The 16,107-nt window shown below is 46.6% G+C and carries 13 protein-coding genes; 5 read left to right on the plus strand and 8 right to left on the minus strand.

Annotated features, from left to right (window positions below; all coding sequences use genetic code 11):
- The 5 genes from yihA to VN105_RS16580 form a co-directional block, all read left to right on the plus strand.
- The coding region (gene yihA / locus VN105_RS16560) for a ribosome biogenesis GTP-binding protein YihA/YsxC (RefSeq protein ID WP_325642640.1) at nucleotides 1-673 on the plus strand (673 nt) is incomplete at its 5' end.
- A 112-nt stretch (nucleotides 674-785) separates the two neighbouring features.
- Complete coding sequence (locus tag VN105_RS16565; RefSeq protein ID WP_325642641.1) at nucleotides 786-1,376, plus strand: RNA polymerase sigma-70 factor; 591 nt, start codon at nucleotides 786-788, stop codon at nucleotides 1,374-1,376.
- A 70-nt stretch (nucleotides 1,377-1,446) separates the two neighbouring features.
- Complete coding sequence (locus tag VN105_RS16570) at nucleotides 1,447-2,427, plus strand: FecR family protein (RefSeq protein WP_325642642.1); 981 nt, start codon at nucleotides 1,447-1,449, stop codon at nucleotides 2,425-2,427.
- A gap of 19 nt (nucleotides 2,428-2,446) precedes the next feature.
- Nucleotides 2,447-5,797 carry a SusC/RagA family TonB-linked outer membrane protein gene (locus tag VN105_RS16575; RefSeq protein WP_325642643.1) on the plus strand — a complete coding sequence of 1,117 codons (3,351 nt, stop codon included), beginning with the start codon at nucleotides 2,447-2,449 and terminating at the stop codon, nucleotides 5,795-5,797.
- A gap of 26 nt (nucleotides 5,798-5,823) precedes the next feature.
- Nucleotides 5,824-7,374, plus strand: coding sequence for a SusD/RagB family nutrient-binding outer membrane lipoprotein (locus tag VN105_RS16580; RefSeq protein WP_325642644.1), 1,551 nt, complete (start codon nucleotides 5,824-5,826; stop codon nucleotides 7,372-7,374).
- 63 nt (nucleotides 7,375-7,437) lie between these two features.
- Here the strand turns inward: VN105_RS16580 and VN105_RS16585 are convergent, their stop codons facing one another.
- From VN105_RS16585 to VN105_RS16620, 8 genes are all read right to left on the minus strand, one after another.
- The gene (locus VN105_RS16585; RefSeq protein WP_325642645.1) at nucleotides 7,438-7,812 is read right to left on the minus strand and encodes a hypothetical protein; all 375 of its coding nucleotides are present in this window, start codon (nucleotides 7,810-7,812) and stop codon (nucleotides 7,438-7,440) included.
- Between the two features lie 48 nt (nucleotides 7,813-7,860).
- The gene (locus tag VN105_RS16590) at nucleotides 7,861-8,337 is read right to left on the minus strand and encodes a hypothetical protein (RefSeq protein ID WP_325642646.1); all 477 of its coding nucleotides are present in this window, start codon (nucleotides 8,335-8,337) and stop codon (nucleotides 7,861-7,863) included.
- 153 nt (nucleotides 8,338-8,490) lie between these two features.
- The gene (locus VN105_RS16595) at nucleotides 8,491-8,964 is read right to left on the minus strand and encodes a ribonuclease H-like YkuK family protein (protein WP_079470056.1); all 474 of its coding nucleotides are present in this window, start codon (nucleotides 8,962-8,964) and stop codon (nucleotides 8,491-8,493) included.
- Between the two features lie 206 nt (nucleotides 8,965-9,170).
- Nucleotides 9,171-9,548, minus strand: coding sequence for a CoA-binding protein (locus tag VN105_RS16600; RefSeq protein ID WP_325642647.1), 378 nt, complete (start codon nucleotides 9,546-9,548; stop codon nucleotides 9,171-9,173).
- 246 nt (nucleotides 9,549-9,794) lie between these two features.
- Nucleotides 9,795-10,301: a GbsR/MarR family transcriptional regulator gene (locus tag VN105_RS16605; protein ID WP_325642648.1), complete on the minus strand. Its 507-nt coding sequence runs from the start codon at nucleotides 10,299-10,301 to the stop codon at nucleotides 9,795-9,797.
- A 186-nt stretch (nucleotides 10,302-10,487) separates the two neighbouring features.
- Entirely contained in the window at nucleotides 10,488-12,131 is a 1,644-nt protein-coding gene (locus VN105_RS16610) for a pyruvate dehydrogenase complex dihydrolipoamide acetyltransferase (RefSeq protein ID WP_325642649.1), read from the minus strand.
- Between the two features lie 118 nt (nucleotides 12,132-12,249).
- On the minus strand, nucleotides 12,250-14,283 hold the full coding sequence (locus VN105_RS16615; protein ID WP_325642650.1) for a DNA polymerase III subunit gamma/tau: 2,034 nt from the start codon (nucleotides 14,281-14,283) through the stop codon (nucleotides 12,250-12,252).
- Between the two features lie 96 nt (nucleotides 14,284-14,379).
- The coding region (locus VN105_RS16620; RefSeq protein ID WP_325642651.1) for a M48 family metallopeptidase at nucleotides 14,380-16,107 on the minus strand (1,728 nt) is incomplete at its 5' end.

Here is a 16,107-nt window from a genome sequence, read left to right on the forward strand (position 1 = left end):
TAGTCATGTGGCAGTATGCAAAAACAGGGATACGGGATTTTTAATGGAACTAAGCAATATCATTATGATTATTAAATCGGCAGAATATCTTATCAGCAGCCCCGGTTGGGAAAAATGTCCCAACCCTGTATGGCCGGAATACGCATTCATCGGCCGTTCTAACGTTGGTAAATCTTCGTTGATCAATATACTGGCTAACAATGAAAAACTGGCCAAAACTTCCGGAACTCCCGGTAAAACGCAAATGATCAATCATTTTGTTATCAATAACGCCTGGTACCTGGTAGATCTGCCAGGCTACGGATTTGCCAAAAGAAGCATGTCGCAGCGCCGCCAGTGGGAACAGATGATCGAAAATTACCTGCGCAAACGGCCTAACCTCGTCAGCGTATTTGTATTGATCGACAGCCGTCACCAGCCACAGAAAATTGATATCGATTTTATTAACCAGCTGGGTGAATGGAACATACCGTTCAGCCTTGTATTCACCAAAGCAGATAAAAGCACCCAGGCGGAAGTTAGCAAAAACGTAAAAGCCTTCCTCAATAAAATGAGGGAAACCTGGCAGTTCCTCCCGCCCAACTTCATTACTTCCACTGTAAAGAAAACCGGCAGGGATGCTATTCTCACCTATATCGATGAACTGAATGCGCAGTTCCGGGCCATCGCTTAGTAATGCTTTCTTATATGCTCATTATAGTTACCCCGGCATTCCGGGGTAATTTTTTATATTTATTTGTTTATCTCGGTCAGTGATGGTATTTTTTGCATAAATACTTGTTGGAATGCCGGATACCACAGATGAAATACTGTGTAAAAAGATAATAGAGCAGGATGAAGATGCCTTCCGGGTACTGTACGAAAAATACAGGGATCACATATATGGCTACACCATGAAGCTCTGCGGCCTGCCGGAAGTAGCATCCGACGCTGTTCAGGAAGTATTTATGAAGATATGGGTAAAAAAAGATACCCTGAACCCGGAACTGTCTATCAGATCTTACCTCTATACTGCCACCCGCAACTATGTATTTGATTACCTGAGAAAAGCCGTGCATGACCAGAAATTCCGTGAATATTTTCTGCAGATGTATACAGAAGATACCGGCGTTATGGACGATATTCTTTACACCAGGCAACTGGAAGTTATTAAAATGAATGCCATTGCCCAACTGCCGGCCCAGCGTCAGCTGATTTTCAGAATGAGCAAAGTACAGGGCTGGTCCAACCAGGAAATAGCAGATCAGCTGGGCATTTCCGTAAACACTGTCAGGGATCAGCTGGTAAAAGCCTCCCGCTTTGTAAGACACTACCTTTATCAGCATGCCGATATATCAATTATTATTACTGCCTTTTGCCATATCATCCGTTTCTGAAAAAATATTTTCAGGAACAATCGTCTTTTAATTCCGCCCGAACGTATTAGTGTCATGTCAATGGTGAATAATGGAAGATAGTAAAGAAAAGATCAGGGCGCTCTTCATTAAATTAACAAAGAGAGAATGTACCAGGGAAGAGCGGAAGGAGCTCATTGCCTGGTTACAGGAAAACCCTGCGCCGGAATATTTGCCGGAAGTGGAAGACTTACTGCAGCAGGAAAACTGGCCGGTAATGCCCGCAGAAATGGCCGGTCAGGTTTTTACCGCTATCATGCAGCAAACATCATCTAAACCGGTGATCCCGTTGTGGAAAAGAACCGCTTTCAGAGTAGCGGCAGCCCTGCTGCCGCTTGTGGGCCTGGCATCCCTGGTATTGTTCTTTTACAATGGTAAAAATGATAAACGCCATTTTGTTAATAACACCCGCCAGGTACAAACCATAAGGCTGGAAGATGGCACGGTGATCAGCCTGAACCAACGCAGCAGCCTTATCGTAAGCACATCTCCCCGTAAAAATAACCGGAGGGAAGTATGGCTGAAAGGAGAAGCATTCTTTACGGTGATCCACCGGGCAGGCAATCCCTTTGTAGTACACGTTGCCAACGGTATCGACATAAATGTACTGGGCACTGCCTTTAATGTGAACAGCATGGATAATAATGCTGTAGTAGTGCTGAACGAAGGATGCGTAAAAGTTAACACCAGCACAGGAGATGCACTGCTGCTGCATCCCGGCGAAATGGCTGATTACAGCGCGGGTACCAAAATGCTCACCAGGTTGAAAGTAGATACCCTCTTCCAAACATCCTGGAGGTACAACCTGATGGCATTCAAAGGTGAATCATTGAAAACAGTGATGCAAAAACTCGGTGAACAATATGATTATGAAATAGTATTTGATCAGGAAGAAACAGAAGAACTGCTGTTTACAGGTTATTTACCGTCTGATAACCTGGAACAGGCCATTGCTACAATAGAACAATCGTTTAATCTAAAATTCATTTTACAACACAAGATCATCCGTGTAAGCAACAAAAAAATCCTTTAGAGACAACCAAAACTTAGTTATGAAAAGAGTTAAATCAATCAGTACCCTACTGATAATGGTCACTGCTATGCTATGCTGTTTGCAATGGTCAGAAGCCCAGAAATTAAAAGCAGCCGCCCGTGAAAACAAAGTAACCGCTGTGCCGCTTATTGCCGTGATCAATGAACTGGAAGCAAAGTTTGATGTACGCTTCAGTTACAACACCAACCTGCTAAAGGGAAAGAATGTTCTCCTGCAAAACATAAATATCTTCCAGGCAGATAATATCGAAAGTAGTCTCAATAAATGCATGGCGCCGCTTGGATTAGTATGCAGGAAAATCAACGGAAAGCTTTACGTGGTAAAAGCGGAAGATGCCGCCGATGCGAGATCTGTACAGCTTGCAGCTATTAACACCGCACCACTGCAAAACATCAAAGGCTCGGTAAAAGATTCTCTTGGTAATGCATTACCAGGTGTTATTGTACAGGTGAAAGGCGCTTCCAAAGCAGTGGTAACAGATAAAGACGGCAATTTCTCCATCGATAACGTAAAAGATGGTGATGTGCTGCTATTCAGCTTCATCGGCTATACGTCAAAAGAATACACCATCAAAGGAGAGCAAACCATTAATATTATACTCAGCGATCAGGCTATCGCTATAGACCAGGTGGTGGTTACGGCACTCGGTATCAAACGGCAGGAAAAAGCCCTGGGATATGCCGTGCAAAGGGTGAAAGGAGAAGCCGTACAAACCGTGAAAGGGGTAGATATGGCTACTTCGCTCACCGGCCAGGTAGCAGGTCTTGTGATCAAAAACTCTACAGAGTTTTTTGCTAAACCCACTATTGAATTAAGAGGCGAAGGTACCTTACTGGTAATAGACGGGGTTCCTTACGGGAATATGACCTTACGCGATATTCCTACAGATGATATAGAAAGTCTCGATATCCTCAAAGGACCAACTGCATCCGCCTTATACGGCTCCAGGGCAGCCGGCGGCGTGATCCTCATCACTACCAAAAAAGGAACCGGTACAGGATTATCTGTAAACCTGAACAGCAATACCATGTTCCAGAGCGGCTTCCTGGCCATGCCCAAAACGCAGACCTCATACGGCCGTGGCCAGAATGGAAAAATTGATAACGATTACGTTTGGGGCCCAAAACTGGATGCAGGAAATACGGCAAGAGACTGGAACCCCGTTACCAAACAGTTTGAAGATAACATGCCGCTAAATTCCGTAGGTAAAAATAACCTGAAGAATTTTATGGAACTGGGCATTATTACCAACAACAATATCAATGTATCCCAAAGCGGGAAATACGGCAGCTTCCGCGCTTCCCTGAATCACATCTACAATAAAGGACAGTTCCCCAATGCCAAACTGAATATGTACAATTTTACATTGGGAGGAGAACTGAAAGCATCAGAAAAATTTAACCTCGAAGGCCATATGGGCGTAAGCAAACGGATGGCCCCACAGGTATGGGGTACCGGCTATGGTAACCAGGGATATATTTACCAGCTCACCATGTGGACAGGCCCCGAATATGATATCCGCCAGTACCGCGATTACTGGAAAACACCCAATCAAACGCAGAACTGGATGTACACCAACTGGTACGATAATCCCTACCTTATTGCCTATGAAAAACTGGATGCCGTTGAACAAAATACCACCAACGCAAGTCTTACTGCCAATTATAAATTCACCCCGGACCTGAACTTACTGGTACGTATCGGCTACGATGTTTACAACAACAAAGAAACCTTTACCAATCCAACCGCCAATATCTACTCTACCCGTGGCGGATGGAATGCACGGGGATTATACAGCATCAATAATACCTGGGGCTGGAGCACCAACGATGATGCCATGCTTAGCTACAGCAAAAAAGCGGGCGACTGGAACTTCGAAGCAATGGTGGGTGGAACCATTTATTACTGGGTGGATGAAGGACTGAAAGCCACCACCAAGAACGGGTTAACAAGTCCTACTTTCTTTTCACTCAATGGCTCTGTTGAACCGCCTACCTTCACACCCGCGTATAGCAGCCGGCAGGTGAACAGTTTGTATGGAAGAGCAGCCGTAAGCTGGCGGAATACCGTGTTTATTGACGCTACAGGGCGTAACGACTGGAACTCCGCACAGCCCGAAGAGAACAGGGCTTATTTTTATCCGTCCGTTGGTTCCAGTGTAGTATTGTCTGAATTATTTAAGATGCCTGCATTTACTGACATGTGGAAAATACGCGGCTCCTGGGCTACCTTTAAAACCCCGGCGGGTGTATATGATATCAACCGCTTGTATTCCACTACCACCGGCGCATGGAACGGCGCAAATGCTGCCAGTTATCCCGGCAGCCTGCTGGGCGTTAACCTGCTGCCCAGCTCACAACGTACCTGGGAAATCGGTACTGCCGCTTACCTGTTTAAAAAACGTTTGAATATAGATGTTGCCTACTTTAATAAATACTACTACAACCAGCAAACTTCCGCTTCTATTCCCAGTTCTTCAGGGTTTCTCACTACACTAATAAATACTTCCCAAACCTATGTAAGGAAGGGTTTGGAAATTACGGTTGGCGGAACGGTGATGAAGAAGAAAGATTTTCAATGGTTATCTACCATTAACTGGTCTAACCAACATCGTTATTATGTAGAACTCGATCCCGTATACTCTGCACAAAGCCCCTGGGTGAAGAAAAAGGGAAGGCTCGATAATTATATTGACTATTACTGGTTGAGAGATCCGGATGGTAATGTGATACATAACAGCGGTTATCCTGTGGAAAGTGATTACACAAAAAATTATGGTCATACTGATCCTGATTTCAGCTTCGGTTTTATCAACACCTTCTCCTATAAAAATTTCACTGCATCACTCAATATCGATGGTCGCGTTGGCGGACTGATGTACAACTACATCTACGACAAAATGTGGGATTCCGGTACCAATCCTGAATCCGATAACCAGTACCGTTATGATGAGGTAGTAAATGGTCTTACCAATTATGTAGGGCAAGGGGTAAAGGTTACTTCAGGCAGTGTGACGTACGATAACTTCGGCAATATTACCAGTGATACACGCAAATATGCGGTGAACGATACAAAAGTATCTTACCAGAATTATGCGCAAAACTTCAGGGGTGGAGATTATGGCGTGCAAAAGAAAACCTTTGTAAAAGTGCGTGAAATATCTGTTGGATACAGGTTTCCTGCCACCATGCTGGCGAAGAGCGGTATAAAGAACGCAGCTGTTTCCCTCACTGCACAGAACCTGTTCCTGTTCACCGCTTTCAAATTTTCAGACCCCGATGTAGATGATGAAAACCTGAACTCACCATCGCAACGGATGCTGGGCATTAATTTCAAAGTAGGGTTCTGATATCTTTCAACATCAAAAAAAATCTCATGAAAAAGAAATATATACTGGCAGTATCCCTTACAGTTGCACTGGCTGCAGGCTGCTCCAAATTCGACAAGATCAATACCAACCCGAATAAAACTACACAGGTGAGCTCAGCTATGCTGGCTACCAATATGATCCTGAGTATTACCCGGTCGGATATCAGTACCACCAAAAGCTTTATGCAGCCATACCTGCTGGGCAAGTATCTTACATGGGGAGAAGGGCAGGAGAGCTTCCAGTATAACAGGCTGGGCAGAACCAATTTTGACAGGATTGCTTTGCTGCGTAATGTACCTCCTATGATAGGCTATGCACCGGACGAACAACTCCGGAAATCCTATAGTGCGCTGGGACATTTTATCAGGGCCTGGCAATTTTTTCAAACCACTATACAGGTAGGCGATATTCCTTATTCGCAGGCCGTGAAAGGAGAATCAGAGAACCTGATTCAACCCGGGTATGATACGCAGAAAGCCGTGTTCCTGGGCATACTGAATGAGCTGGATAGCGCCAACCTGCTTTTTGCAGAAGGGAAAGACTTTACCGGCGATCCTGTTTATAACGGCAAAATAGACAACTGGCGCAGGCTCACTAACAGCTTCGAACTACACGTGCTGATAAACCTGTACAGGAAAACAGCTGATGCTGATCTGAAAGTGACAGACCGGTTTAAAGATATAGTAGCCAACAGGCCGCTGATGCGTTCTTATGCAGATAATTTTGCGCTTACCTATACTGCTGCAGCCGGGCAAAATTATCCCTGGTCCGATGTGCCGGCAGGTTCAGGTAACTCTTTCGTAAAATCCAATTACACGATGCTCACGGCCACGCTGATAGACCCGCTGAAGGGGTTGCACGACCGCCGTTTATTTTATTATGCTAAACCTTCGCCCGTTAGAATTGCAGCTGGAAAAACGGCAGATGATTATGATGCATATACAGGTGCAGAGCCGTCTGATGCGTTTCCTGCATTGCAGTCTATCCGCCTGTCGAAAGATTATTCCGATCTGAACAACCGCTATGTGAACCTGGTAAATGCCGAACCGGTGAGTGTTTTTAGCTATTCTGAATTACAGTTTGTATTGGCAGAAGCAACCCTGCGTGGTTGGATCACCGGTACGCCGGCGCAGAATTATTATGCCGCAGGTATCACTAATTCAATGAAATTTACCGCAGCATATACACCGGATATAGAGGACTATCATCACAATATGAAAATAGACGACAGCTATATTCAGGGCTATGTAGCATCAGTGGCGCTTACAGGTAGTATGCAGCAGCAGTTGTCGCAGATCATTACACAAAAATACCTCGCAGGGTTCCTGCAGGGCGCCAACTACAATGCCTGGTACGAGCAAAGGAGAACAGGTTATCCCGTATTTAAACTGAATGCTACTACCAACCTGAACACGCCTGCCACGCAGTTTCCCGTAAGGTGGTTGTATCCTGATAATGAACTGAGCTATAATAATGCAAATCTAAATGATGCTATCCAGCGGCAGTTCAGCGGCAGTGATAATGTGAACAGTGTAATGTGGCTGCTAAAAGATTAAAGCAAAAACGGGGATAAAAGCGATATTCGTTTTCGTCCCCGTTCTTAACCATAATTTTTACTGTTAGTAAGCCAACTTACCATAAGTCATGACGCAGGCGTCTGAAAGGTTGGGAGTAAGAATGATGGCATCGGTGGTGAAAGTGACGAAAAATTGGTCGCTTTTCCCGATCGTCAGCACAGTTTGGTTGTTAACCTGTTTAATATGAAACGTATCGGCATTTTCTTTTACGTCATTGACAAATAACGCGTATTGATTGCCGTGGAAAACTATTTCCTGCTTATTGGTTACAGGAGCGCCCTGCCCGCTGAAACATCCTTCCACTTTTGCCAGCCGCCATTTCCCTTCTACAGAGGTGAGCAGGGGAGCATCTTTCTTTTTACAGGCAAAAAAAACAGGTAATAAAAAAAGGACAGTGAGGGAATGATAACATTTCATGATAGGAGATTTGGGTGTTATTAATACAATCATCCATTGAATGTGTGATCAGTTAAATATCTTATTGTTGATGATAGTTTGATTGATTTTTCTTTCGAATTCAATGAAGTAGGCAGGAACTGATCCAAGCGGTATATCCAAATAGATGGCGGTGGTATCTGCCGGATTTTTTTCTACATAGATGAATGCCTGATAGCCAGCATCTAATGCCCCACGCGATGAGTAAGTATTGGGATCGGCCTTTATGGCTGCCCGGGGAAAGCTGCTGAGATAAGGCTTCAGGCTGTCCTGTACATTAGCGGGCAATTTCCTTGTGCTTTTTTCATTATTTTTTTGGGTGATAACGTAGCTCCCGTCTGCAGTGATTTGCAGCGTTTTGCTTTCCACATTGGGAATGCTTCCGCCACCGGTGAATACAAACAGCGAGGTGGTGTCGGGAGGAGTTTCTATTTTATCTTTTTTGCAGGAGAGCACGCAGAGAGATGCCAGCAGCAATACCGCCGCAAAAGATTTTGGTAGTGTCATACTAAAAAGGTGTTTTATCGAATGTATAGCGTAGAAACCGGGAAAAAGTTACAGCGGAAGGAGGGGATTGTATAGCTTGATAAGGGGAGAAAACGCCACCTGACGTGGTAGCACGTCAAAAAATATCTGAGAGAGGTACAAAAACGGGGCGCCTTAGTTCACTATCTTATTGGCGCAGCTGCTGCTGGCAAAGGCTTCGGGTTTGGCTTTAAAGGCAAAGCCCATACCCAGGATATAGCCCATTGCTTCCCGCAACGCCAGGTTGCTTTTGAACTGAGGGTTGGTATTGATGTCTGCGTGTACTTCCATGTCTACATCATATTCAGTAAACAGGTCGCACAGTTCATACGCAATTTCAATACTCTTCGCTACTTCTACCAGCATGCGCTCTTTGATAGAATAGCGGTCCTTGGTTTTTTCATTGTGAATAAACATAAATCCGCCGTGACCTTCCCGCAGGAATACAATCACCGTAGCAAATTCCGTATCTACTCCTTTTACCTGGGAATCAGTGCCGATGCACACTTTCAGCCGGAACCCCTTTGCGGTTTCACGGACGATAGCTTGTCGTACTTCTTCCTTTACCGGAAGGTGGATAACCTCTCCATTAAATCTTCTCCATTGCATACATGTATATATTAAGGGTGAACATGCGTAATTGGGTATGCTATAATGCCTGCCTGCTGAAGTAATGCCATGCGCTAATTGGGTCAACAATATGGGATGCGTTCATTGGGGGATAACAGCAATATGTACGAATATACGAAAAAGCTGTTAGCAATAGCCAACAGCTGTATATTAAAAAAATAAGAAGATCCGGAGGGGAAGGAAGGCTAGAACTGTCCCGTGCTAAGCATTACAAGGGTACATGCCTCCACTGGCTGGATATTATGCTGCCGGGCAATATCTTCCAGCTCGGGATTTTCTGCACCGGGGTTGAAGATAATGCGGCGGGGCTGCAACTGCAGTATATAGTCGTAATAAGCTTTCTGCGCCACCGGGTTCAGGTACATGGTTACCGTATCTACTTTTTCAAGCGGCGGATGTTCGGTGATCACCGGTGTATCGTCAATGGCAGCTGCACGTTTTCCGATCGCTATTACCGGGTGGCCTTTGGCCTTCAGCCGGTTCACTGCCAGGTAGCTGTATCTTTCCGGGTTAGGCGATGCGCCCAGTACCACGGTGAGCTTTTTATCATTATTGGTTTCCATACTGCTAATTTACGGAATTTGGCGCAGGTGGTAAGCGCTCCGGGCTTTGGCAGCGGAAACGCCATGATGCCTGTTTTCGTGTAGGCGGGGAGGTAGTTACCTGGAAGAAATTGTACCTGTCTGTCTGGATGTGTAATATCTACCGCGCAAATCACCGTCAGTACTACCTGGATAACCGTCTGCTATGTAAAACAGTTTCATTTGGTATTCCTGATTTTCAGGAAAAATAAAAGGTGTCCCAAAAACTTATTTGATCAGCTTTATGAGGCTGCTATAAAACCAGCTTTCTTCTGATTTGATAAATGCGCCGATGGTTTTATCTGTTTGCTGGGCGAATTTTGTGATATTGGAGATAGAATCCTTGAAGGCTTTCATCTCTTTGTCTTTAGGATCGCCCTCTGCCTGCTGCAGCTGTAACAGTACTTTCATGATAGGGTCCAGCTCCCGTTTCTTTCTTTCACGGGCTATATAGGTGGCTACTTTCCAGATATCTTTCTCTGCTACAAAAAACTCTTTTCTTTCTCCCGGGATCAGGATACGTTCCACCAGTCCCCAGTTAATAAGCTCCCGCACATTCATATTGGTATTTCCGCGGGAAATGTTCAGTTCCTCCATGATATCATCGGCACTCAAGGGATCAGGCATTACCAGCAACAAAGCGTGGATCTGGGCCATTGTACGGTTAATGCCCCACTGGGCGCCCAAAGAGCCCCATGTTTGGATAAACTGCGCTTTTGCTTCCACTAAATTCATGTAGGTCGTTATTTTATAGCGTTTGAAGGTTTACAAGGTCAAATGTATACCAGGTTTTTGAACTTTCAAAATCTAATGAAACATTTTACCCGCGAATGACGGGAGGGTCCGGCGATATTGCCGGTTGTCCGGCGCACAAAAAAGGCGGAGCATTTGCTCCGCCTTTCGTATAGCTATTACAATTTTTTATACCAGCATGGTTACCGGGTTTTCCAGGAAACCTTTCAGGGTAGCCAGGAACCGGGCGCCTACAGCTCCGTCCACACTTCTGTGGTCGCAGCTCAGGGTCAGCTTCATGATGTTGGCAGTTTTTATCTGGCCCTTTTCTACTATCGCAGTTTCTACGATATTACCAACCGCGAGGATCGCTGAATCCGGCGGGTTAATGATGGCGGTAAATTCATCGATGCCCAGCATACCCAGGTTGGAAACGCTGAAGGTATTACCGCTGAACTCCTGTGGCTGCAGTTTCTTATTTTTCGCTTTATCGTACAGGCCTTTCGCATCACTGGCAATCTGGCTCAGTGTTTTCTGATCTGCAAAGCGGATCACCGGTACTATCAAACCTTCTTCAATGGCTACCGCTGAACCGATGTGTATGTGCTGGTTCTCGCGGATGAAGTCGCCCATCCAGCTGCTGTTCACAGCTGGATGCTGACGCAGCGCCATGGCCGAAGCCTTGATCACCATATCATTGAAGGAAATCTTAACAGGGGAAATTTCGTTGATGGATTTGCGTGCTTCTATCGCCTTATCCATATTCACATCTATTTTCAGGTAGAAGTGAGGTGCATTGAATTTGCTTTCGCTGAGGCGTCTGGCAATCGTCTGGCGCATTTTGGTCAGCGGAATATCTTTGAAGCCTTCCTGGCCGGCAGGTACAAACGCAGGCGCAGCTGGCGCTGTACCGCTTTGTGCTGCAGGAGCCGCTTTGGCTGCAGGAACATAGCTGTCCACATCTTTCTTGATGATACGGCCACCGTCGCCGGAACCCGGAACCTGGCTGATATCAATGCCTTTTTCTTCTGCCAGTTTCTTTGCCAGCGGAGATGCTTTCACCCGGCCATCAGTGCTGGTGGCGGTTGCAGCAGGAGCCTGGTCTGGCGCCGGAGCAGGAGTTCCGTTCTGGGAAGGAGCCGCAGCAGATGATGCAGCTGGTGCCGGAGCAGCACCTTCAGCCGCCAGGATCGCGTCTACATTAGTACCCGCTTTACCCACAATGGCTATGATACCATTCACTTTGGCAGCTTCGCCTTCTTTTACGCCTATATATAATAAGGTGCCGTCGGCATAGCCCATTACTTCCATGGTTGCCTTATCGGTTTCCACTTCAGCCAGCACATCATCACCTTTCACAACGTCGCCTACTTTTTTATTCCAGGCAACTATTTTACCTTCTGTCATGGTGTCGCTGAGGAGCGGCATCCGGATAACAGTAGCATTTTTCAGCGCTTCTTTTGTTGCAGCATCATCAGCCGGCGCGGCAGCGGCCGGAGCAGCCTGTGGAGCAGGTGCCGGTGCGGCAGCAGCGGGTGCAGGAGCAGCAGCATCTTTTTTACCTTCGCCTTCCAGCAGGGAGCTGTAATCTTCTCCCGGTTTACCTACAATGGCAATGATCCCGTTTACTTTAGCTGCTTTCCCTTTTTCAACACCTATATAAAGGAGGGTTCCTTCTACATAACCCATCACTTCCATAGTGGCCTTGTCTGTTTCCACTTCAGCTATAACGTCGTCTGCCTTTACTGTATCGCCCACCTTTTTATGCCATTCCGCAATCACCCCTTCCGTCATCGTATCACTCAAAAGGGGCATTCTGATAACTTCTGCCATAGTGCTTTATTCAAAATTTTGTTCAAACCTACATGTTTTTGCGCAAAAACGCAAAGAAGGAATTGTAAACTGTTTAAAAATGTCTGTCTATCGTTAATATTTAATCAGCGTATGTACGCTAGAAATCCAATTCCATGTTGAGCCGGTCTTTCAGCTCTTTTACCAACGGGTATTTCTCGGCCATCTGCTGGAACTGTTCCCGGCTGGAAAGTGGCGCCGGGCCAATATCCTGTACTTGCTGGCTTTCATCCAGCTGCAGGGTTAGCACAATGGTGGGGTTGTTGAATTTCTTCTTCAGGAACTCCGCAATTACCAGCTTTTCTTCTTCCATAAACCGGAACTGTACAATGTTCCGGCTTACTATTCCTACCTCGGCAGTACCCAGCAGTTTCAGCTGAGCCAGCTGCAAATTGCTTACCACCGTCATTTTGTTGGCCTGCCGGTACAGATCTATAAATTCTTCCCAGTACACATGGATGGCTCCCATGGTAAGCGGGGTGGATTGTACCTGGGTAGTGACCTGCTGTTTGGCTGCCATCGCCTCTTTCATGGCGGCAAGCCCGGTCAGTTTGCCGGCAGGCGCCGTGGCGGCGGTTGTACCGGAAGCGCTGGCAACAGGGGAGGCCACTGTTGTGGAAGCCGGTGTGGCGGCTGTTCCCGCCGGATTGGGTACAGGGGTAGTGGCCGCAGGCGCCATGGCAGCTCCCGTACTTCCGTTGGAAGAAGATGTGGCGGGTGCAGGGGCCATTGTGGGTGTTGCCGGTGGCGATGGCGGTGCTGGTGCAACCGGCGCGGTTGGAATGTGCACCGTTTGAACCGGCGCCGATTGAACTGGTACCGTTTGAACCGGTGTATGCTGTACCGGCGCTGCCGCCGGCATGTCTACGGTTAAACGGGGCCCTGCTGCAATACTTTCTGTAGTGGCGGGATTACCGGTAATGGTTTTGGCGGTTACCGGCTGGGCAGCCGGCGCACGCAGTTTTTGCGGCGGAGAGCCATCAGCTACCAGCTTTTTTTTTGATACTTCCCCGTTGCTGTCGTCACTCACCAATGTTACCGCCTGTTGCAGGAAGCACAGCCTGATCAGGGCCATTTCCACATGCAAACGCTTGTTACGCGCCATGCGGTAATTGATCTCCGTTTCATTTAACAGGTGCAGGGCGGTGATCAGGTAAGCAGGGCTTACCTGGCCCGACAGCTGTTTATAGCGTTCCTTCAGGTTACCGGAAACCTCCACCAGGTGAAGGGCCTTGTCTTCTTTACATAACAACAGGTTACGTAAAAATTCAGCCCACCCGTTCAGGAAATTATCTCCTTCAAAACCTTTTTGTAAAATTTCATCAAATATCAGCAGGGCATTGGCTATATCCTGTTGTAATACGGAGGCCATCACCCGGAAAAAATAATCGTAATCAAGGATGTTCAGGTGTTCCAGCGTATTCTGATAGGTAAGATGACCGCTGGTAAAACTTACGATCTTATCCAGTGTACTCAGGGAATCACGCATACACCCGTCGGTTTTCTGCGCTACCAGGTGCAGGGCGTCGGCTTCTGCCTGGATATGCTCTTTATTGCATATCTCCTGCAAATGGTCTACCGTATCCTGTATCGTAATACGTTTGAAGTCGAAGATCTGGCAACGGCTCAGGATGGTCGGCAATATTTTATGCTTCTCCGTGGTGGCCAGGATGAAGATCGCGTAAGACGGCGGCTCCTCCAGGGTTTTAAGGAAAGCATTGAAGGCCGAGGAACTGAGCATGTGCACCTCATCTATGATATAGATCTTGTATTTTCCCGCCTGCGGCGCAAAGCGCACCTGCTCTACCAGGGTGCGGATGTCATCTACAGAGTTGTTAGACGCAGCATCCAGTTCATGAATGTTGAATGAACTACCCTCATTAAAAGATTTGCAGGAATGACACTCATTACAGGCCTCGCCATCGGGCTGCAGGTTCTCGCAGTTAATGGTTTTAGCCAGGATACGGGCACAGGTGGTTTTCCCTACTCCACGTGGCCCGCAAAACAGGAAGGCATGCGCCAGCTGTTTATTGCGGATGGCATTTTTGAGTGTGGTGGTAATATGTGCCTGTCCTACTACTGTTGAAAAGTTCTGTGGACGGTATTTACGGGCTGAAACGATAAAATTCTCCATATGAGTGCTACGCTTTCGCGAGCGTCGAAAATACGCACAAATTCAGTAAGAGAAAAATGCACAGCAGGATCGGTGCTTTAACAGGTGTTATTCCCCTTATTCCAATGATAAAATAAACTCCAGATATGACTTTTTTAATAATATGACCCCGTTGTTGAAATGTTCCATCATAGCAGAACTGATTTCATGTAATTCCTGGATAGCTACATAGTCCGGAACCATATCCTGTATAAAAGTACAATCGTGTTCATTGAACCGTTTTAGTCTTTCTTCCATGCCTTCAGGGAGATGCTGAAACAGGTGCCCGTGCCGGCTGTTTTCCATGATCATCCGGAATCCCCAGCATTCGGCCGACAGTTCATCAAAAAGTGCCTGTAAAGAGGCGATCTCTTCTCCGCCGGAATTAAACAACAGGCTGATACAGTGAATGATCCGGATCACCTGTTCATTCAGTTGGTGGCCGGTTTGCTGGTACTGCAGGATCTGTGTGTATTTTTCCATGAGCAGGACTGCCATAGCCGGACTGCGCTGCATAGCGATAGTATAGTGATACCGGAATGCCTGCTGATCATGATGTTGAAGCCATATTTCCTCGGCAGCAACATGTGCCGATAACATCCGGGCCAGCTGCCTGGCCCGCGCTGCACTGTATTTTTGCCCGTCAAATTCAAAATAACTGGTCTGGAACTGCCCGCTGCTGATGGCTTGCAGCGTTTCCGCATCCTGGCGGTCGCGGTAAAAAGCCCGCATCCTTGCAATATTGTCCGGATGGTACAGCCGCTGGAAACCACCTGTTTTTATTTCTTCTGCTGTAAGCAGCCGTGTAAAATCCCCGTCAATACCGGCAAAAGCCCTGTTGTCATAGTAGTCGTTGAATGCCTTGGGGTATTCGTATAACCGGTGACGGTGAGAAAGTTCTTCAATATATGCGGCTGGCGATATCTCGGTAAGCGGCGCTTCACCAGTATGCTTCGCAAAATTATATACGAGCGAAGTCATATGCTCCTGTATACTTTCCGGCTCGTTAAACAGGTTCCAGGCGCTTATACTGATGGCCTTAGATGACACGGCAGCTGCCGCATAGTGGGCTTCCCGCGCTTCCCTTGACAGGTGTGAGGTCCACTGCTCCCGCAGCTGTACCCGGCTCTTAAGAAATGTCTGGAAATAATTGTCGGTAATAACCGGCAATCCTGCTGCATCCAATGCCAGATGGTTCTGGGTAGCATAGTACCGGATCATGGCGCGTTGTGCCATGAAAATATTGGAAAACCGGAATGTTCTCTGAGACAGGTCCGGTAATTTATGAAAGCAGTGATCCAGGCAATAACTGCCCATTTCCTGCCGCCGCAAACTGCTTACTGCTGTTTCTGTACTGGTAAGGCCTACCGCAACCGTATCTGCATAGTATTCCATTTCCCCGCTCAATTCGAGGTACTGCCGGTTAATGGTGGCGTATATCTTCCGCAGTATGTATTGCATACCGTTCAGGATCTTTGTGGTGATGTGCGCAAAAAAACTTAGCAGGCTGCTGCCACTGCTCCAGCGCACCTCCATTTCATTCCAGCGGTCATTCTCATACAGCATATTATACAGCATCTTGTTCAAGCCGTAGATATAACTGCCAAGTTTCATACTGCGCTGTGAAAAATGCGCAAATTCATAAGCCAGCAGCATTTTAAATTCACTCACATTTACACTGTTGATCAATCCTAAACCAATTTCCAGGTTTTTCCCTGCCGGCCAGAATAAACTTAGAAAACTTGAATGATAGAACACTGCGGTATTCATGTCAGGTACAATGAATATCTTTTTGGGAAAACTGAT

The organism is Chitinophaga sp., from assembly GCF_035564935.1.
Classification (GTDB): domain Bacteria; phylum Bacteroidota; class Bacteroidia; order Chitinophagales; family Chitinophagaceae; genus Chitinophaga.

What these genes read in the sequence shown, in the direction of transcription:
- VN105_RS16565 (WP_325642641.1), top strand. Translation starts at nt 786, where the DNA reads ATGCCGGATACCACAGATGAAATACTGTGTAAAAAGATAATAGAGCAG.
- VN105_RS16570 (WP_325642642.1), top strand. Translation starts at nt 1,447, where the DNA reads ATGGAAGATAGTAAAGAAAAGATCAGGGCGCTCTTCATTAAATTAACA.
- VN105_RS16575 (WP_325642643.1), top strand. Translation starts at nt 2,447, where the DNA reads ATGAAAAGAGTTAAATCAATCAGTACCCTACTGATAATGGTCACTGCT.
- VN105_RS16580 (WP_325642644.1), top strand. Translation starts at nt 5,824, where the DNA reads ATGAAAAAGAAATATATACTGGCAGTATCCCTTACAGTTGCACTGGCT.
- VN105_RS16585 (WP_325642645.1), bottom strand. Translation starts at nt 7,812, where the DNA reads ATGAAATGTTATCATTCCCTCACTGTCCTTTTTTTATTACCTGTTTTT.
- VN105_RS16590 (WP_325642646.1), bottom strand. Translation starts at nt 8,337, where the DNA reads ATGACACTACCAAAATCTTTTGCGGCGGTATTGCTGCTGGCATCTCTC.
- VN105_RS16595 (WP_079470056.1), bottom strand. Translation starts at nt 8,964, where the DNA reads ATGCAATGGAGAAGATTTAATGGAGAGGTTATCCACCTTCCGGTAAAG.
- VN105_RS16600 (WP_325642647.1), bottom strand. Translation starts at nt 9,548, where the DNA reads ATGGAAACCAATAATGATAAAAAGCTCACCGTGGTACTGGGCGCATCG.
- VN105_RS16605 (WP_325642648.1), bottom strand. Translation starts at nt 10,301, where the DNA reads ATGAATTTAGTGGAAGCAAAAGCGCAGTTTATCCAAACATGGGGCTCT.
- VN105_RS16610 (WP_325642649.1), bottom strand. Translation starts at nt 12,131, where the DNA reads ATGGCAGAAGTTATCAGAATGCCCCTTTTGAGTGATACGATGACGGAA.
- VN105_RS16615 (WP_325642650.1), bottom strand. Translation starts at nt 14,283, where the DNA reads ATGGAGAATTTTATCGTTTCAGCCCGTAAATACCGTCCACAGAACTTT.